An 18,392-nucleotide genomic window follows, 5' to 3' on the forward strand; every position below is an offset into this window, starting at 1 on the left:
AAAAGACACGGTAACTGATTGTTACTGTGCCTTCTTTTCGTCGTCGTTTCGATGATCAATCACAAATCATCGAGGAATGTTTTATCCAGTTGCTTAAAAGCGCGCTTTAACGTGTCCGCCAGCGCCTGGTAGTCCGGCTTGCCTTCGACCGGGGCGAGCGCCTGTCCGGCCTCCTCCAGTTTTCCGCGCACTTCATAAAACCAGTGTAAAATAGAAGGGGGAAGCGGAGTGATGGACCGTTTACCTAACCACCACAGGCCCTGCATCGGCAGGCTTAAGGCGAAGAGCGCCGTCGCGACTGCAGGACCAAGCTGCCCGCCCAACGCAATCTGCCAGCACAGCGTAAAAACAGCGACAGGCGGCATAAAGCGAATCGCATAGCGCGTGGCGCGAATGGTGCGATTCTCAATGAACATCGGCGCAAGGCGCTTTTCCATCGGCCACGTCTTTGCGTAATGCTGTCCCCGACGAAACAGACTAAAGAAATTTACGGACGGGTTCTCTGGTGTCGACATGGCTGTACCTCAACTTCACATATAAAAATTAAAATTTTCGTGCAAAACCACAACAAGCTATGACAACGTTCAAAATATTTTGTCATCTCTACCCCGTATCGGGTATCCTGTGCCAGCCTGATAGGGCCTTAGACGAGAATCATTAACTCGTCAAATTATTGCATATTATGCCATTGGCTGAAAATTGTGCAAAATGGCATAAAATCATAGTTATTTCTTCCATCATGCCACAATGTTCGTTTGGCATGATGTTAATCATAAATGTCTGAGTCCTCATGCGTTACGCTGTTAGACTCACTGACGTTTTTTTAGCCACGTATCAATAATAGGTACTTCCATGTCGAGTAAGTTAGTACTGGTTCTGAACTGCGGTAGCTCCTCACTGAAATTCGCCATCATCGATGCGCTCAACGGTGACGAATACCTCTCTGGTTTGGCCGAATGTTTCCATCTGCCTGAAGCACGTATCAAGTGGAAGATGGACGGCAGCAAACAAGAAGCGGCTTTAGGTGCAGGCGCCGCTCACAGTGAAGCGCTGAACTTTATCGTTAACACTATTCTGGCACAAAAACCAGAACTGTCTGCTCAGCTGACTGCGATTGGTCACCGTATCGTCCACGGCGGCGAAAAATACACCAGCTCCGTCGTGATCGACGAATCTGTGATCCAGGGCATCAAGGACTCTGCGTCCTTCGCACCGCTGCACAACCCGGCTCACCTGATCGGTATCGCTGAAGCGCTGAAATCCTTCCCGAATCTGAAAGACAAAAACGTGGCCGTATTCGACACCGCGTTCCATCAGACCATGCCGGAAGAGTCTTACCTCTATGCCCTGCCATACAGCCTGTACAAAGAACACGGCGTACGTCGCTACGGCGCGCACGGCACCAGCCACTTCTATGTAACTCAGGAAGCCGCAAAAGTTCTGAACAAGCCGGTTGAAGAACTGAACATCATCACCTGCCACCTGGGCAACGGTGGTTCTGTTTCTGCTATCCGCAACGGTAAATGTGTTGATACCTCCATGGGTCTGACCCCGCTGGAAGGTCTGGTGATGGGTACCCGTTCCGGTGACATCGACCCGGCGATCATCTTCCACCTGCACGACACCCTGGGCATGAGCGTTGACCAGATCAACAAAATGCTGACCAAAGAGTCTGGCCTGCTGGGTCTGACCGAAGTCACCAGCGACTGCCGTTACGTTGAAGACAACTACGCAGAGAAAGAAGACGCTAAACGTGCAATGGACGTTTACTGCCACCGTCTGGCGAAGTACATCGGCTCTTACACTGCGCTGATGGACGGCCGTCTGGACGCGGTTATCTTCACCGGTGGTATCGGTGAGAACGCGGCAATGGTTCGTGAACTGTCCCTGGGCAAACTGGGCGTTCTGGGCTTCGACGTTGATCACGAGCGTAACCTGGCTGCCCGCTTCGGCAAGTCTGGCTTCATCAACAAAGAAGGCACCCGCCCTGCTCTCGTTATCCCAACTAACGAAGAACTGGTCATTGCGCAAGACGCGCACCGCCTGACTGCCTGATTCCACACCGCCAGCAATGCTGGCGGTGCTGTTTTGTAACCCGCCCAATTGCGGCGGTAACGAAAGAGGATAAACCGTGTCCCGTACTATTATGCTGATCCCTACCGGAACCAGCGTCGGCCTGACCAGCGTCAGCCTTGGCGTTATCCGTGCTATGGAACGCAAAGGCGTTCGTCTGAGCGTCTTTAAGCCAATCGCCCAGCCACGTGCTGGTGGCGATGCGCCAGACCAGACCACCACTATCGTTCGCAAGAACTCCAATCTGCCAGCGGCTGAACCGCTGAAGATGAGCCACGTTGAGTCTCTGCTGTCCAGCAACCAGAAAGACGTGCTGATGGAAGAGATCATCGCTAACTACCATGCTAACGCGCAAGACGCGGAAGTGGTGCTGGTTGAAGGCCTGGTCCCGACGCGCAAACACCAGTTTGCTCAGTCTCTTAACTTTGAAATCGCGAAAACCCTGAACGCAGAGATCGTTTTCGTGATGTCTCAGGGCACCGACACCCCAGAGCAGCTGAACGAGCGTATCGAACTGACGCGCAGCAGCTTCGGCGGCGCGAAAAATACCAACATCACCGGCGTGATCGTGAACAAGCTGAACGCACCGGTGGATGAGCAGGGACGTACTCGCCCTGACCTGTCCGAGATTTTCGACGACTCTTCCAAAGCGAAAGTCATCAAAGTTGACCCGGCTAAGCTGCAGGAATCCAGCCCTCTGCCAGTACTGGGCGCGGTGCCATGGAGCTTCGATCTGATTGCAACCCGTGCAATCGATATGGCGCATCACCTGAACGCTACCATCGTTAACGAAGGCGACATCAACACCCGCCGCGTGAAGTCCGTGACCTTCTGTGCGCGCAGCATTCCGCACATGCTGGAACACTTCCGCGCAGGTTCCCTGCTGGTAACCTCCGCAGACCGTCCTGACGTACTGGTTGCCGCCTGCCTGGCCGCGATGAACGGCGTGGAAATCGGTGCGATCCTGCTGACCGGTGCCTACGAGATGGACCCACGCGTCAGCAAGCTGTGCGAACGCGCGTTTGCGACCGGCCTGCCGGTCTTCATGGTGAATACCAACACCTGGCAGACCTCCCTGAGCCTGCAGAGCTTCAACCTGGAAGTGCCGGTTGATGACCACGAGCGTATCGAGAAAGTTCAGGAATACGTAGCGGGCTACATCAACGCAGACTGGATCGAATCCCTGACTGCGACCTCCGAGCGCAGCCGCCGCCTGTCTCCTCCAGCATTCCGTTATCAGCTGACCGAGCTGGCGCGTAAAGCGGGCAAACGCGTTGTTCTGCCAGAAGGCGACGAACCACGTACCGTTAAAGCGGCTGCTATCTGTGCAGAGCGCGGCATCGCGACCTGTGTGCTGCTGGGTAACCCGGATGAGATCACCCGCGTTGCGGCGTCTCAGGGCGTTGAGCTGGGCGCTGGCATCGAAATCGTTGACCCTGAAGTGGTTCGCGAAAGCTACGTTGCCCGTCTGGTTGAGCTGCGTAAGAGCAAGGGTATGACCGAAGCCGTTGCGCGCGAACAGCTGGAAGACAACGTGGTGCTGGGCACGCTGATGCTTGAGCAGGACGAAGTTGACGGTCTGGTTTCCGGTGCGGTTCACACCACGGCGAACACCATCCGTCCACCGCTGCAGCTGATCAAAACTGCACCGGGCAGCTCTCTGGTTTCTTCCGTGTTCTTCATGCTGCTGCCTGAACAGGTTTACGTTTACGGCGACTGCGCGATCAACCCGGATCCAACCGCAGAGCAGCTGGCAGAAATCGCTATCCAGTCCGCGGACTCCGCGATTGCCTTCGGTATCGAACCGCGCGTAGCGATGCTCTCCTACTCCACCGGTACCTCTGGTGCTGGTAGCGACGTAGAGAAAGTGCGTGAAGCGACCCGTCTGGCGCAGGAAAAACGTCCTGACCTGATGATCGACGGCCCGCTGCAGTACGACGCCGCCGTAATGGCCGACGTTGCGAAATCCAAAGCGCCGAACTCGCCGGTTGCAGGTCGCGCTACCGTGTTCATCTTCCCGGATCTGAACACCGGTAACACCACCTATAAAGCGGTGCAGCGTTCAGCAGACCTGATCTCCATCGGGCCAATGCTGCAGGGCATGCGCAAACCTGTGAACGACCTGTCTCGTGGCGCGCTGGTTGACGATATCGTCTACACCATCGCTCTGACCGCGATCCAGTCTTCGCAGCAGCAGTAATGTTAAAAAGCCCGGTGGCGCTAGCGCTTACCGGGCAACAAAAAGGCGACCACTTAACGGGTCGCCTTTTTTATTTACAGCAGCTCTCGCGCCGCCGATACAATGTCATGTGCCGTCAGGCCATACTCCTTCTGCAGGAAATCCTGCGTCCCCACCTGGCCGTAACGCTCCTTGACGCCCACCCGCCGCATCGGTACCGGGCAGGTTTCCACCAGGACTTCCGCCACCGCCGATCCCAGCCCGTTGTGAATGCTGTGGTTTTCACAGGTGACGATGCGACCGGTTTTCTCGGCATAGTTTTTCACCAGCATCCGGTCGATGGGCTTCAGGGTAAACATGTCGATGACCGCCGCGCTGACCCCCTCCTGCTCAAGCTGGCGCGCCGCTTCCAGCGCTTCCGCCACCATGATGCCGTTGGCAATCAGAGTTATATCGGTTCCTTCGCGCAGCACGTTGCCTTTGCCAATAGTGAAGGTTGAGCCCGGGGCATATACGCTCGGCGCCTGCTTACGGATGGTGCGTACCCAGTAGAAGCCTTCGAGGTCGATAAGCTGGCGCAGCACGTCCTCAAACATCACCGCGTCGGTCACCTCCAGCACCACCGAATGCGCCAGACCGCGTACGATGCCCATATCCTCAAACGACATATGCGTTCCGCCGTTGTGGCAGGCCGTCACGCCCGCATCCGAGGCAATCACCTTCACGTTGTTGCGCTGATAGTCCAGGGACATAAACAGCTGGTCGAAGCAGCGACGGCTGGCAAACGCGGTGAAGGTATGAACGAACGGTTTACGCCCGGTAAGCGACAGCCCCGCTGCGGTGCCGATGACGTTGGCCTCCATAATGCCGCAGTTAATCACGTGCTGCGGATAATCGCGCGCCACGCCGTCCATCGCCATCGAGCTCATCAGATCCGCTTCCAGGGCGATAATCTCGCTTCCCGCCTCAATCTGCTTTGCCACAAAGCCCGCGTAGACCTTACGCATCTCAACGGCGTCTTTCTCTCCTGCCGGTGCAACCTTAATCATGTGAAGCCTCCAGTTGGCGAATCGTCTCGTTGAGGGCCGCTTTGCTCTCCGCGGTCAACCGCAGGTGGTGCGAGTTGCTGAGCTGTTCCAGGTACGGCACCCCCTGCCCTTTGATGCTGTCGAGGATGACGACTATCGGACGCGCGTCGGCAGCCGGGACCCGCGACGTCACCGCCAGCAGTCCCGGGATGTCGTCGCCCTTCACCGTCGCCACGTCAAAGCCAAAGGCGCGGAATTTCCCCTCCAGGTCGAACGCGCTGATAATTTCGTCCAGCTCGCCGTCGAGCTGCTGTTTGTTCCAGTCCACGAACACCGTCAGGTTGTTAAGGCGATGATGAGCGATAAACTGGAAGGCTTCCCAGCACTGCCCCTCGTTCAGCTCGCCGTCACCGACGATGCAGAAGACGCGGTTCGGTCGCCCCGCCAGCCTGTGCGAGAGCGCCATACCGCCGGCAATCGAGATCCCCTGCCCCAGCGAACCGGTGGTGGCGTCCACGCCACGCGTTTTCAGACGGTCCGGGTGGCTTGGCAGGCGCGTGCCGTTCTGGTTCAGGGTGCTCAGCTCTTCCACCGGGAAGTAGCCCTTGATCGCCAGCGTGCTGTAGAGCGCCGGGCCCGCATGGCCTTTCGACAGAACAAAATAGTCTCGCTCCGGCCAGTCCGGATCCGCCGGGTCGATTTTCATCACCGCGCCGTACAGCACGGCCAGGGTTTCAACCACCGACATACTGCCGCCATAGTGTCCAAAGCCCAGCTGCGTCAGGGATTTCAGCGTCTCAAGACGGATCTGACGCGCGAGTTCGGTTATCTCTTTCTCATTCATGATTTGGCTCCGGTGTTTTCCTGCGCGTTACCGCCCGCAGGTTTGTTTTTCGCGAAGACGTTGTACGCCACCAGCAGCGCGAACAACGCCACAACCAGTCCGGTGATGGCAAGCGGCGACAGGAAGCGCGCCAGGTTGCCGAGGACAATTCCGACCGCGCCGAAGTCGGCGTCCGAGAAGGTAGTGTTGGCAAAGCCAATGGCGCCCAGCACCGGCAGCAGCAGAACCGGCAGGAAGGTGATCAGCAGGCCGTTAGCAAAGGCGCCAATCATTGCCCCGCGGCGTCCGCCGGTGGCGTTACCGAACACGCCCGCCGTTGCGCCGGTGAAGAAGTGCGGCACGACGCCCGGGAGGATCAGCACCCAGCTAAACTGACCGCAGATGAACAACCCTACAATCCCGCCGAGGAAGCTGAACAGGAAGCCAATCAGCACCGCGTTTGGCGCATACGGATACACCACCGGGCAGTCCAGCGCAGGACGCGCGTTCGGCACCAGCTTTTCCGAGAAGCCGGTAAAGGCCGGAACGATTTCCGCCAGAATCAGGCGTACGCCCTGCAGGATGATGAACACGCCCGCCGCAAAGGTGATCGCCATGATGATGGCGTAGACCAGGTAGTTCTGACCGCCGCTGAAGGTGGCCTCCACGAACTCACGACCGGCGCTCACCGCCATGATCAGGTAGATAATCATCATGGTCAGGGAGATGGAGATCGAGCTGTCGCGCAGGAAGCTCAGGTTCTTCGGCAGGTTCATCTCTTCGGTTGAGCGGGAGCCTTTGCCAACCTTGCTGCCAATCCAGCCGGACAGCACGTAGCCCAGCGTGCCAAAGTGGCCGAAGGCAATCTCATCGTTGCCGGTAATACGCTTCATGTAGCGCTGGGCAATCGCCGGGAAGAAGGCCATGATCAGGCCGAGGATCAGCGAGCCGGTAAAGACCAGCCCCACGCCCTCAAAGCCCGCTACCGTCAGGATCACGCCAATCATGCACGCCATATAAAACGTGTGGTGCCCGGTCAGGAAGATGTACTTCAGGCGGGTAAAGCGCGCGACGATAATATTCGCCACCATGCCGAAGGCCATAATAAGCGCGGTCGCCGCACCGTATTTTTCCAGCGCGATTGACACAATCGCTTCATTGTTTGGAATAATGCCCTGAATCGTAAAGGCGTGCTCAAACATACCGCCCAAAGGATTTAATGACCCCACCAGCACCGTGGCGCCGCCGCCCAGCACAATAAAGCCGAGAATGGTTTTAATTGTTCCTTTCACCACGTCGGAAAACGTTTTTTTCTGCGCAACCAGACCAATAAGCGCAATTAAGCCGACCAGCACCGAAGGGACTTTTAAAATATCAACAACGAAATTCAGCGTTTCAAGGATAAACATATCCACCTCGCCTTATCAGGGTTATTGTCTTTCGAACCAGGCGCGCAGCTGCGCTTCAAGTTCGTTGATGTCGATGATGTTGTTAATCACCACCAGCTGGCTTTCCGGCACGCTGGCGCTGGCCGCAATGTCTTTTGCCATCACGAACAGATCGGCCGCGCCCGGCGTGGCCGAGGAGAGATCGGAATGTTCAACCTCAGCCTCAATCTCCAGTTTTTTAAGTACCTTTTTAATATTCATTTCGACCATAAAACTGCTGCCCAGGCCGGAGCCGCAAATAGCCATGATTTTCATTGTTGTCCCCTTATTTTGAGTAGAGCACGCCCCATCACGCTGTCGCGTAATGTTGTGAATAATCGGATTAAAGAATTAAATCAGAAGCGGTCAATAATCGTTTTAATTTCCTCCAGGGTATTCGCCTGATGCAGTTTCTCCATATCCTCGTCGCTGGAAAATAATTCTGCGAGTGCGGATATCATTTCGATATGGCTATGTTTATCCGGTGCCGCGAGCATAATAATCACATCGACAGGGTCAAACTCACCGGCACCAAACGAGACGCCCTGTTTTAGTTTTAATAAAGACAACCCCAGTCCTTTGGCGCCTTCCTCCGGCCGCGCATGCGGCATCGCCAGCCCTGGTGCCAGCACATAATAGGGTCCTAACGTGTGGTGCTGCTGGATGATGGCAGTGACATATTCAGGCTCAATCACCTGCATATCCAGAAGCGGCGTCGCGCACAGCTCCAGCGCCTGCGGCCAGTTTTCCACGCTATCCTGCAGCGTGATGGTTGTATCATATATCCATTTTTTGAGCACTTTTCACTCCCGCTACACGCTAAAGATGAGCAAACTTTATTCAACACATCGCTGAATGACTGCGATCGCGATCACAAAGATAGCGCTACCAATCGTTAACATGCAGAAATGTGATAGCGCTATCAAATTGCAATCACGGCGCTAAATCACAGCAAAAAAAGGGATTTAAGGCGTATACTGCCTGTCACGTGAAGCGAAGGAAATGAAGAACGCGTCTGGTCAGCAGGAAGGTGTATGTCTCTAACCCGAAAACGGCGCAGTACCGGTAAAGTGACACTCGCCGATGTCGCACAGCTTGCCGGTGTGGGCACGATGACCGTGTCCCGTGCACTCCGCACGCCCGAACAGGTTTCCGATAAACTACGTGAAAAAATTGAAGCTGCCGTGCAGGAGCTGGGTTATATGCCTAATCTTGCCGCCAGCGCGCTGGCCTCGGCGTCGTCATGGACGATAGCCATGGTGGTGCCTAATCTCTCCGAAGCCGGCTGCTCGGAGATGTTCGCCGGGCTACAGCAGGTGCTACAGCCTGCGGGGTATCAGATCATGCTGGCTGAATCCCAGCATCGCCTGGAGCAGGAGGAGAAATTGCTGGAGACGCTGCTGGCATCGAATATTGCCGCCGCAATCCTGCTCAGCGTTGAACATACCGATACCGTTCGCCACTGGCTGAAAAATGCCTCTATTCCGGTGATGGAAATGGGTGCCATGCGCGCCGACCCGATTGATATGAATATCGGGATTGATAACGTAGCGGCCATGTATGAACTCACGGAAATGGTGATTAAACGCGGCTACCAAAATATTGGCCTGCTGTGCGCCAACCAGGAGCAGTGGATTTTCCAGCAGCATCTGCAGGGCTGGTACAAAGCCATGCTTCGCCACCATATGTCGCCGAACCGGGTTATTAACGCGGCGATGCCGCCGAGCTTCTCGACCGGCGCGGCACAGCTGCCAGAATTCCTGCTGGCGTGGCCGGAGCTGGATGCGCTGGTATGCGTCTCTGACGAGCTGGCCTGCGGCGCGCTGTACGAGTGCCAGCGCAGGCGAATCAAGGTGCCGGACGATCTGGCGGTGGTAGGCTTTGGCGATAGCGACGTGAGCCGCGTCTGTCAGCCGCCGCTGACGACGATGGCGGTGCCGCATCGTAAGATTGGAATTGAAGCCGGGAAAGCGCTACTGGAGCGTCTGAATGACGGGGACTGGCGCGATCAAAAGCCCATCGCGTCCAGTCTGTGTCTGAGAGAGAGTTGCTGACGCTTACTCAGCTTCTTCCTCTTTCTCTGATTTGGTCGATTCGTTTTTGGCGTTGCGGGTCATCCACAGCGCCAGCGCTTTTAACGAATCCGGCGTGAACTCGTCGCAGCGCGCGGTGATCTCTTCCGGCGTCATCCAGCTGACTTCACTCACCTCTTCTTCCTGCAGAGCGAACGGGCCGTGGGAGACGCAGCTAAACAGCCCGCCCCAGACGCGGCAGTTTTCGTCTTCGAAATAGAACTGACCGTGCTCGGCAAACGGCACACCGGCGATGCCTAACTCTTCTTCTGCTTCGCGACGTGCGGAATCCAGCAGCACTTCATCTGCCTGGACAACCCCACCTGCGGTGGCATCCAGCATACCCGGGAGAAAATCTTTGGTGTCCGTGCGGCGCTGGACCAGAATTTTGCCCATCCCGTCGTGCACAACGATGTACGTTGCGCGGTGGCGCAGACGCTCCGCACGCATTTGTTCGCGGCTGGCCTGCGCGATCACTTCATTCTCTTCGCTGACAATGTCAACCCACTCTGTACTTGCCAAATGACTCTGCTCCACCATCGGGAAACCTTCTCTTCTAAGCGCTCTTTCGGCGCGTTTGCAGTTGAGGTGTAACTTACGGATTAATCGCTACCTGCGCAATAACTTGCTGATCATTAAGTGCGATAACGCTCAGGGTATTTCCATCCAGCATGCCATAGCTCGCAGGATAACCGCCTTTCGGTATGCTGACCGAACCCGGATTGAAGTGATAAATCTCACCGCGCTTTTCAGCAACCGGAATATGAGTATGACCGTAAACCAGGACATCGCCAGCCGCGAGCGCCGGGAGATTATCCGGGCTAAAAAGATGCCCGTGCGTCAGGAACAGGCGGCTTTGTTCCAGCAGCACCTGTTGCCATGGCGCGGTAAGGGGAAAATGCAGCAGCATCTGGTCCACTTCGCTGTCGCAGTTGCCGCGAACGGCAATGATGCGCGAGGCGTACGGGTTGAGCTTTTCCGCGACCTGCGCCGGAGCGTAGCCCTCCGGCAGCGCGTTGCGCGGGCCGTGGTTGAGGACATCCCCCAGAATAATCAGCCACTGCGCGCCGCTTTGTGCAAACAGGGAGAGGACACGCTCGATAGCGGGCAGCGATCCATGGATATCCGACGCAAACATCAGTTTCATCAGTCACTCCTCGGGAAAACAGACTGCCCCCATCATACCTGAAGCGTCAGGGCTTATCAGCCCGCGCGCTTAGCCGAGAGTGCCACATAGCGCTGCACGGAGGCGCGCTGCCACTGAAACGCGGCATAATCAACCAGCAGCTGCGGCACCTCATCGCCGTTGAGGATCAGGCGGTTTAGCATCAACGCCAGATCGGCGTCGGCGATGCACCACTCGCCGAACAGGTTCGGGTTGCCGTGTGCGAGCAGCGAGGTGGCGGTTTCAATCAGTTTTTGCGCGCTTTCACGGCCTTCTGCGCTGAGCGCTGGCTTTTTGACCCCGGCAAACACGACGTCCGTTGAGCGTTCCACGCGAATTGGCACCAGATCGCTCCGCAGCCACGCCTGGATCTGCCGCGCCCGCGCGCGTTTTTGCAGATCGTGAGGATAGATGCGCTCCCACTCAGGCGGCGCGAACCGATCTTCCAGATATTCATCGATCGCCGACGATTCGCTCAGGGCAAAACCGTCGATCTCCAGCACCGGCACGCGTCGGGTCAGGTCGTAGCCCTGCCACTGCGGTTTGAGATGTTCACCGCCGTCAAGATCGACGGTCTTCAGCGTAAAAGTGAGCCCTTTTTCGGCCAGCGCAACGTATACGCTCATAACATAGGGAGAAAAGAAATTCGCATCGGACCACAACGTGATGACGGGCTGGTTCATAACATCCTCATAGGCTGATCGGTTTTTACTCAACATATAATCTCTTTGCCTCGCTGTCACTTGATGAAAACTCACGATTTACAACAACCACCTATACTCATTTGTCATGGCACCACTATTCGCATGGACAGGAGTTGAGAATGATCGACCTTTATTACGCCCCTACCCCAAACGGCCATAAGATCACCCTCTTTCTTGAAGAAGCCGAGCTGGATTACAGGATCATTCGCGTGGATATCAGCAAAGGCGAACAGTTCAGCCCTCTCTTTCTGGCTATCTCGCCGAATAATAAAATCCCGGCCATTATTGATAACCAGCCGGCGGACGGGGGCAGGCCGCTGAGCCTGTTTGAATCCGGTGAAATTTTGCTCTACCTGGCGGAGAAAACCGGCAAACTGCTGAGCGGCGAACTGCGCGAGCGTCACCATACCCTGCAATGGCTCTTCTGGCAGGCGAGCGGGCTGGGGCCCATGCTGGGGCAAAATCATCATTTTACCGCTTACGCCCCGCAGCCCATTCCCTACGCGATCGAACGCTATCAGGTTGAGACTCAACGGCTCTATGACGTTCTGAACCGTCGGCTGGAGAAAACGCCGTGGCTCGGGGGCGATCATTACAGTATTGCCGACATCGCCTGCTGGCCGTGGGTGAATACGCATGAAAAACACCGAATTGACCTGGCCTCTTACCCGGCGGTGAACAACTGGTTTGAGCGCATCCGAACCCGCCCGGCCACCGAGCGAGCGATGCAAAAAATCCAGCAGATTTAACCCGCTATGAGGCTGGGTGCCTGCGAGCCTCTCATGTATGATGAGCAGGAAATACTGACACGGAGAAGACCTGCAATGTCACAGCCAGACGCTATTATTCGCATAAAAAATTTACGCTTGCGCACCTTCATCGGCATCAAAGAGGAAGAGATCGCCAACCGTCAGGATATTGTCATTAACGTGGTAATTCACTATCCCGCAGACAAAGCGCGGGCCAGCGAAGACATCAACGACGCGCTGAACTACCGCACAATTACCAAAAACATCATTCAGTACGTGGAGAATAACCGCTTCTCTCTGCTGGAAAAATTAACTCAGGATGTGCTCGATATCGCACGCGAACATCACTGGGTCACTTATGCTGAAGTTGAGATCGATAAACTTCACGCCCTGCGCTACGCCGATTCCGTCTCCATGACGCTAAGCTGGCGACGCCAGGCGTAATCCTGGAGGTTGTATGAAGATTTTGCTGACCGGCGGCACGGGCCTTATTGGTCGTCACCTCATTGCGCGTCTGCAGGCCTTGCATCACGACATTACCGTGGTCACGCGCAGCCCGGAGAAAGCGCGCCAGGTGCTGGGGGCGGGTATCGATATCTGGAAAAATCTGGCCGAGCAGCAAAATCTGGACGGCTTCGACGCCGTCATTAACCTCGCGGGGGAACCCATCGCCGATAAGCGCTGGACGGAAGAGCAAAAACAGCTGTTATGCAGCAGCCGGTGGAACATCACCGAAAAGCTGGTCGAGCTGATCCGCAATAGCCACACGCCGCCTTCGGTGCTGATTTCGGGTTCAGCCGTGGGCTATTACGGCGATCTCGGCGAGGTGGTGGTGACCGAGGAAGAGCCGCCGCATAACGAGTTTACCCATAAGCTCTGCGCCCAGTGGGAGCGTATCGCCTGCGCGGCGCAGAGCGATCGTACCCGCGTCTGCCTGCTGCGGACCGGCGTCGTGCTTGCGCCGAAGGGCGGCATTCTGGCGAAGATGCTTCCCCCTTTCCGGCTTGGACTCGGTGGGCCGATCGGTAATGGCCGTCAGTATCTGGCCTGGATCCATATCGACGATATGGTCAACGGTATTCTCTGGCTGCTGGATAACGATCTGCGCGGGCCGTTTAACATGGTTGCGCCGTATCCGGTGCGTAACGAACAGTTCGCCCACGCGCTGGGTCATGCCCTGCACCGCCCGGCGATTTTGCGCGTGCCTGCCACGGTCATTCGCCTGATGATGGGTGAAGCGTCCGTGCTTGTACTAGGCGGACAGCGGGCGCTGCCAAAACGGCTGGAAGCGGCCGGCTTTGCGTTCCGCTGGTATGAATTAGAAGAGGCGCTGGGGGATGTGGTGCGGTGAATATGTTACAGTGACAGGCCATGTTCCGAAGAAATGGCGTAACAATGGCAACCATCACCACACCCCGGCTTCACCTCACTCCTTTCGAACCCACTGACTGGGCCTTCTTCCGTTCGCTGCGTGAAGATCGCAGCATCATGCGCTACATGGCCGCCATCGCGCCGGAAAAAGAGACCCGACGCACGTTTGCCGCACGCCTGATGGCGGAGCATGTCTTTGTGATCCGCTCTCTGGAGGACGATACGCCGCTGGGCGATATCGGCCTGCAAATCAGCCCTGAGAATCGTGAAGAGGCCGATATTGGCTATACGGTTGTGCCTGCCGCGCAGGGAAAAGGGATTGCCAGCGAGGCGCTGCGCGCGGTGTGTGATTACGCGTTTAACCAGACCAGCGTGAAAGCGATTAACGCGTACGTGCTGGCAGATAACGGCGGTTCGGTGCGGGTGCTGGAGAAAGCCGGGTTTGTGCGCACGCAGGTGCTGGAAAAGGCGTATGAAATTGACGGCGTGCGCTATGACGACTGGGTGTATCGGCTGGAGTATGCCGGCCGGCATCGGAATTAGTTGGCCCGGTAAGCGAAGCGCTACCGGGCGATTGGCTGCACTGCGGGCTGATGCCCTCACCCCAACCCTCTCCCACAGGGAGAGGGAGAACACCCAGTCCGTAGGCCCGGTAAGCGAAGCGTCACCGCGCGATTGGGCTGCACTCCGGGCTGATGCCCTCTTTACTTCAGAGATCCTTTCAGGAACTGCTGCAGGCGCGGGCTTTGCGGGTTCGCCAGCACCTCGTCCGGGTGGCCCTGCTCTTCAATTTTCCCCTGATGCAGGAAGATAACGTGGTTCGAGACGTTACGGGCGAAGCCCATCTCGTGCGTCACCACCACCATCGTTTTGCCCTCTTCGGCCAGCTTCTGCATGATGCGCAGCACTTCGCCAACGAGTTCAGGGTCCAGCGCGGAAGTCGGTTCGTCGAACAGCAGCACCTCGGGCTCCATCGCCAGCGCGCGCGCGATGGAGACGCGCTGCTGCTGACCGCCGGAGAGATGCACCGGGTATTTCATCTGCTGGCGCTCGTCGATACCCACTTTCGCCAGGTATTTCACCGCGCGCTCGCGGGCTTCCTGCTTGCTCAGGCCCAGCACCTGAATCGGTGCTTCCATCACGTTCTCCAGCACCGTCATGTGGCTCCAGAGGTTGAAGTGCTGGAACACCATCGTCAGGCGCGTACGCAGCAGTCGCAGCTGGTGCTTATCCGCGACCTTCAGCTGGCCGTCTTTATCACGGACCAGGTTAATATTCTGCCCGCTCACCACAATCGAGCCTTCGCTCGGTTTTTCGAGGAAGTTAATGCAGCGCAGGAAGGTACTTTTACCCGAGCCGGATGAGCCGATAATACTGATCACGTCGCCCGCATTCGCCTGCAGCGACACCCCTTTCAGCACTTCATGTTCGCCGTAGCGTTTGTGCAAATCAATAACGTTTAATTTGTTCTCAGCCATCATCTTTCTCAGTGCGTCGAAGAAGGTTTTATATGCTGCAACCAGCGTTTTTCAGCCTTACGGAACAGGCTAATCAGAACATAAGAGATAATTAAATAGAGCACCGCCGCAATGCCAAACGCGGTAAACGGCTGATAGGTCGCGGAGTTAATATCGCGCGCGATTTTGAGCAGATCCGGCACCGTCGCGGTAAAGGCGAGCGCGGTGGAGTGCAGCATCAAAATCACTTCGTTACTGTACGCCGGTAACGCGATACGCAGTGCCGACGGCAGAATAATGCAGCGATAAAGCTTCACCGAGGAAAAGCCGTACGCGCGCGCCGCTTCAATCTCACCGTAAGGGACAGAGCGAATTGCCCCGGCGAAAATCTCGGTGGTGTAGGCGCAGGTGTTGAGCGTCAACGCCAGCACCGTACAGTTCAGACCGCTGCGGAAGAACGCATTCAGCATCTCAGTGCCTTTTACGATCTCAAGCGTATACATCCCCGAATAGAACACCAGCAGCTGCACGTACAGCGGCGTACCGCGAAACACGTAGGTAAACAGCCAGATCGGGAACTGGATAAATTTATTGTTCGACACGCGGCCAATAGCAAGAAACACCGCCAGAATGCCGCCCATCACCACGGAGGAGATCAGCAGCCAGAGCGTAATCGCCACGCCGGTAAAGCGGTAGCCATCCGTCCACAGCAGCGATTTCCAGTATTCCTGAATAATCTCAATCACAGGTCAGCCCTCTTCACACCCACGGAGTAGCGACGCTCGAGCAGAAGCAGCACACCATTGGAGGCGGTCGTAAAGACCAGATAAATCACGCCGCAGACCACCGCAAAGTAGAACGGCTCCCAGGTGCTCTTGCCCGCCAGCTGAGTCGCTTTCACGACGTCTTCCAGACCGAGCAGCGAGACCAGCGCTGTCGCTTTGAGGATAACCTGCCAGTTGTTGCCGATACCCGGCAGCGCATAGCGCATCATGGCCGGGAACATAATCCGACGAAACGTTTGTGAAGAGGTAAAACCAAATGCGGTTGCCGCCTCAATGTGTCCTTTCGGCACGGCCATGTAGGCACCGCGGAAGGTTTCGGTGAAGTAGGCACCGTAGATAAAACCGAGGGTAATAATACCGGCCACCATCGGGTCGATATCAATTTGTCCCATACCCATCGCGTCCGTTACGCTGTTCAACGCAATCTGCAGACCGTAAAAGATAAGCAGCATCAGCACCAGATCGGGAACGCCGCGAATAAGCGTGGTGTAGCCTTCAAAAATAAGCGCCAGCGGTTTGTTAGCCGAAAGCTTCGCCCCTGCGCCCGCCAGACCTATCAGCACCGCCAGCACCACGGAGCTGATAGCCAGCTCAAGGGTGACAAGCGCGCCCTGTAAAATAACGCCAGAAAATCCGTACAGCATACCGCGAGCCCTGTCGTATCGTGAGTGGTGGAACCGTGTCTTTTCCCCTCCCGCATCGGGAGGGGCCGCACGTTATTTGACGGGGCGATTAGCCGCCGTAAACATTAAAATCAAAGTACTTTTTCGCCAGCTTGTCGTAGGTGCCGTCAGCGCGCATTTCAGCAAACGCTTTGTTCAGCGCCTCACGCAGCTCGTTGTCTTCTTTGCGCAGGCCCATGCCGGTACCCACACCAAACAACTTCACGTCCTTAATAGACGGGCCGCCAAACTTGTAATCTTTACCCACCGGCGTTTTCAGGAAGCCTTCGCTTGCCGCGACTTCATCCTGGAATGCCGCATCAATTCGGCCTGCCGTCAGGTCAGCGTAGATATTTTCCTGGCCCTGATAGGAGACGATTTCAATCCCCTTCGGCGCCCAATGTTCGTTGCCGTAGGTTTCCTGCGTGGTGCCCTGCAGCACGCCGACGCGTTTGCCTTTCAGGGACTCCAGCGTTGGCTGAATGTCAGAAGCTTTAGCCACCACCAGACGAGAATCGGCCGCGTAGAGTTTGTCGGAGAAGGCAATCTCCTGCTGGCGTTTTTCGGTGATGGAGAGAGAGGACATGATTACGTCGATTTTTTTCGCTTTCAGGGACGGGATCAGCGCATCCAGCGGGTTCTCAACGTAGGTACACTGTGCTTTGATGCGTTTGCACAGCTCATTGGCCAGATCGATGTCAAAACCGACCAGTTCACCCTTTGAATTCTTCGATTCGAACGGCGCATAGGTTGGATCGGTACCAATCCGAATTTTCTGCGGAATGGCTGCGAATGCCGCGGTGGCGCTGGAAAAGGCCAGCACCAGAGATAGTGACAACACGAGTTTTTTCATATTTGTCCTCAACAAACTGTCTTCATACGGGATTTTTACGACGACGGGGTGGTGCTAATGTGCCATTAATCCCCTCTTTCAGGCAAAGACTAATGCCCTTCAGTCGGGAATTTTTGCATTATAAATGCGTAAGTATGCACAAAGCGATCCAATACGGTGCAATAAATGCACCGCATTGGGTCAACCGCTCCCGCAACGCACCTTTGCGGTGCGTTAGCGTCAGGCATTATTCACCGTATACGTTGAAGTCGAAGTATTTCTTCGCCAGTTTGTCGTAAGTACCGTCTTTACGCAGCTCTGCAAAGGCTTTGTCAAAGGCGGCTTTCAGCTCGGTATCATCCTTACGCAGGCCAATACCGGTGCCGTCACCAAAGTATTTTTTGTCTTTTACCGACGGGCCCGCAAACGCATAGTCTTTACCCGCAGGCTGTTTCAGGAAGCCTTCGCTCGCGGCGACTTCATCCTGGAATGCCGCATCCAGACGGCCTGCGGCCAGGTCAGAGTAAATAAGATCCTGGTTCTGGTAAGCTACCACGTCTACGCCCTTCTCACGCCAGGTCGCATTGGCATAACCTTCCTGCGTCGAACCCTGAAGCACGCCAACATGCTTGCCTTTCAGCGAGTCGATGGTGGGCTTAATCGGGGAGCCTTTTGGCGCAATCAGGCGAGAATCCGCGGCGTAGAGCTTGTCAGAGAAGGCAATCTCCTGCTGGCGTTTTTCGGTGATGGAGAGAGAAGAGATAATGGCGTCGATTTTCTTGGCTTTCAGCGACGGGATTAACGCGTCAAAGTCGCTGCCCACCCATGTGCATTTCACCGCAATGCGTTTGCACATTTCATTTCCCAGATCGATATCAAACCCCACGAAATCGCCTTTCGCATCCTTGGAAGAGAATGGCGCGTAGGTTGCGTCTGTACCGATACGAACCGTCTGTGGAAGCGCTGCGTAGCTACCTGCTGCCGCACTTAACCCCACGAGCAAAGACAGAGCCAGAACCGTCTTCTTCATACATTTACCCTCAAGTACCGTGATTTTATTATGTA

Annotated in this window: 21 protein-coding genes; 7 read left to right on the top strand and 14 right to left on the bottom strand. The window is 56.1% G+C overall.

Going from position 1 to position 18,392, the window contains the following annotated elements; genetic code table 11:
* Positions 1 to 59: 59 nt before the first annotated feature.
* Complete coding sequence (gene yfbV / locus NI40_RS15625) at positions 60 to 515, bottom strand: terminus macrodomain insulation protein YfbV (protein ID WP_023312543.1); 456 nt, start codon at positions 513 to 515, stop codon at positions 60 to 62.
* Positions 516 to 852: 337 nt separating this feature from the next.
* Between yfbV and ackA the strand changes: the two genes are divergently transcribed.
* Positions 853 to 2,055 (top strand): acetate kinase, encoded by a 1,203-nt coding sequence (gene ackA / locus NI40_RS15630; RefSeq protein WP_033146081.1) that lies wholly within the window; start codon positions 853 to 855, stop codon positions 2,053 to 2,055.
* Between the two features lie 76 nt (positions 2,056 to 2,131).
* Positions 2,132 to 4,273, top strand: coding sequence for a phosphate acetyltransferase (gene pta, locus NI40_RS15635; protein WP_039263225.1), 2,142 nt, complete (start codon positions 2,132 to 2,134; stop codon positions 4,271 to 4,273).
* Positions 4,274 to 4,347: 74 nt separating this feature from the next.
* Here the strand turns inward: pta and NI40_RS15640 are convergent, their stop codons facing one another.
* The 5 genes from NI40_RS15640 to NI40_RS15660 all read right to left on the bottom strand — a co-directional run bounded on the left by NI40_RS15640 (position 4,348) and on the right by NI40_RS15660 (position 8,330).
* Entirely contained in the window at positions 4,348 to 5,301 is a 954-nt protein-coding gene (locus tag NI40_RS15640; RefSeq protein ID WP_023312546.1) for a transketolase family protein, read from the bottom strand.
* Positions 5,294 to 6,124: a transketolase gene (locus NI40_RS15645; RefSeq protein ID WP_033146083.1), complete on the bottom strand. Its 831-nt coding sequence runs from the start codon at positions 6,122 to 6,124 to the stop codon at positions 5,294 to 5,296. Before NI40_RS15645 ends, NI40_RS15640 begins: the two co-directional genes overlap by 8 nt.
* Entirely contained in the window at positions 6,121 to 7,512 is a 1,392-nt protein-coding gene (locus NI40_RS15650; RefSeq protein WP_039263226.1) for a PTS ascorbate transporter subunit IIC, read from the bottom strand. Before NI40_RS15650 ends, NI40_RS15645 begins: the two co-directional genes overlap by 4 nt.
* Before the next feature lie 21 nt (positions 7,513 to 7,533).
* Positions 7,534 to 7,806 (bottom strand): PTS sugar transporter subunit IIB, encoded by a 273-nt coding sequence (locus NI40_RS15655; RefSeq protein WP_003861447.1) that lies wholly within the window; start codon positions 7,804 to 7,806, stop codon positions 7,534 to 7,536.
* 80 nt (positions 7,807 to 7,886) lie between these two features.
* A complete protein-coding gene (locus NI40_RS15660; protein ID WP_039263227.1) occupies positions 7,887 to 8,330 on the bottom strand; it encodes a PTS sugar transporter subunit IIA in 444 nt (147 codons plus the stop codon).
* A 234-nt stretch (positions 8,331 to 8,564) separates the two neighbouring features.
* On the opposite strand from NI40_RS15660, the gene NI40_RS15665 reads away from it, so the two are divergent.
* Positions 8,565 to 9,584: a LacI family DNA-binding transcriptional regulator gene (locus NI40_RS15665; protein ID WP_029741925.1), complete on the top strand. Its 1,020-nt coding sequence runs from the start codon at positions 8,565 to 8,567 to the stop codon at positions 9,582 to 9,584.
* Positions 9,585 to 9,587: 3 nt separating this feature from the next.
* On the opposite strand, the gene yfcD is transcribed toward NI40_RS15665, so the two are convergent.
* The 3 genes from yfcD to yfcF are packed head-to-tail and all read right to left on the bottom strand — an operon-like array spanning position 9,588 to position 11,450.
* Positions 9,588 to 10,142, bottom strand: coding sequence for an NUDIX hydrolase YfcD (yfcD, locus tag NI40_RS15670; RefSeq protein ID WP_023312551.1), 555 nt, complete (start codon positions 10,140 to 10,142; stop codon positions 9,588 to 9,590).
* Positions 10,143 to 10,197: 55 nt separating this feature from the next.
* Positions 10,198 to 10,749: a phosphodiesterase gene (yfcE, locus tag NI40_RS15675; RefSeq protein WP_039263228.1), complete on the bottom strand. Its 552-nt coding sequence runs from the start codon at positions 10,747 to 10,749 to the stop codon at positions 10,198 to 10,200.
* Positions 10,750 to 10,805: 56 nt separating this feature from the next.
* A complete protein-coding gene (gene yfcF, locus NI40_RS15680; protein ID WP_032643441.1) occupies positions 10,806 to 11,450 on the bottom strand; it encodes a glutathione transferase in 645 nt (214 codons plus the stop codon).
* Positions 11,451 to 11,590: 140 nt separating this feature from the next.
* Here yfcF and yfcG point away from each other — a divergent pair, with 140 nt between their 5' ends.
* The 4 genes from yfcG (at position 11,591) to NI40_RS15700 (ending at position 14,134) form a co-directional block, all read left to right on the top strand.
* Complete coding sequence (gene yfcG / locus NI40_RS15685; protein ID WP_039263230.1) at positions 11,591 to 12,220, top strand: GSH-dependent disulfide bond oxidoreductase; 630 nt, start codon at positions 11,591 to 11,593, stop codon at positions 12,218 to 12,220.
* Between the two features lie 75 nt (positions 12,221 to 12,295).
* Positions 12,296 to 12,664 (top strand): dihydroneopterin triphosphate 2'-epimerase, encoded by a 369-nt coding sequence (gene folX, locus NI40_RS15690; protein WP_023312555.1) that lies wholly within the window; start codon positions 12,296 to 12,298, stop codon positions 12,662 to 12,664.
* A gap of 13 nt (positions 12,665 to 12,677) precedes the next feature.
* The gene (locus NI40_RS15695; protein WP_033146089.1) at positions 12,678 to 13,571 is read left to right on the top strand and encodes a TIGR01777 family oxidoreductase; all 894 of its coding nucleotides are present in this window, start codon (positions 12,678 to 12,680) and stop codon (positions 13,569 to 13,571) included.
* Positions 13,572 to 13,615: 44 nt separating this feature from the next.
* Positions 13,616 to 14,134 carry a GNAT family N-acetyltransferase gene (locus NI40_RS15700; protein ID WP_039263231.1) on the top strand — a complete coding sequence of 173 codons (519 nt, stop codon included), beginning with the start codon at positions 13,616 to 13,618 and terminating at the stop codon, positions 14,132 to 14,134.
* 161 nt (positions 14,135 to 14,295) lie between these two features.
* Here the strand turns inward: NI40_RS15700 and hisP are convergent, their stop codons facing one another.
* From hisP to argT, 5 genes are all read right to left on the bottom strand, one after another.
* Positions 14,296 to 15,069, bottom strand: coding sequence for a histidine ABC transporter ATP-binding protein HisP (hisP, locus tag NI40_RS15705; protein WP_023312558.1), 774 nt, complete (start codon positions 15,067 to 15,069; stop codon positions 14,296 to 14,298).
* A gap of 8 nt (positions 15,070 to 15,077) precedes the next feature.
* Positions 15,078 to 15,794 (bottom strand): ABC transporter permease, encoded by a 717-nt coding sequence (locus NI40_RS15710; RefSeq protein ID WP_008502590.1) that lies wholly within the window; start codon positions 15,792 to 15,794, stop codon positions 15,078 to 15,080.
* Positions 15,791 to 16,477: a histidine ABC transporter permease HisQ gene (locus NI40_RS15715; protein WP_023336422.1), complete on the bottom strand. Its 687-nt coding sequence runs from the start codon at positions 16,475 to 16,477 to the stop codon at positions 15,791 to 15,793. Before NI40_RS15715 ends, NI40_RS15710 begins: the two co-directional genes overlap by 4 nt.
* An 88-nt stretch (positions 16,478 to 16,565) precedes the next feature.
* Complete coding sequence (gene hisJ, locus NI40_RS15720; RefSeq protein WP_039263232.1) at positions 16,566 to 17,348, bottom strand: histidine ABC transporter substrate-binding protein HisJ; 783 nt, start codon at positions 17,346 to 17,348, stop codon at positions 16,566 to 16,568.
* 226 nt (positions 17,349 to 17,574) lie between these two features.
* Positions 17,575 to 18,357: a lysine/arginine/ornithine ABC transporter substrate-binding protein ArgT gene (argT, locus tag NI40_RS15725; RefSeq protein WP_023312560.1), complete on the bottom strand. Its 783-nt coding sequence runs from the start codon at positions 18,355 to 18,357 to the stop codon at positions 17,575 to 17,577.
* Between the last annotated feature and the right edge of the window lie 35 nt (positions 18,358 to 18,392).

It is taken from the genome of Enterobacter sp. E20, assembly GCF_000801755.2.
Classification (GTDB): domain Bacteria; phylum Pseudomonadota; class Gammaproteobacteria; order Enterobacterales; family Enterobacteriaceae; genus Enterobacter; species Enterobacter asburiae_B.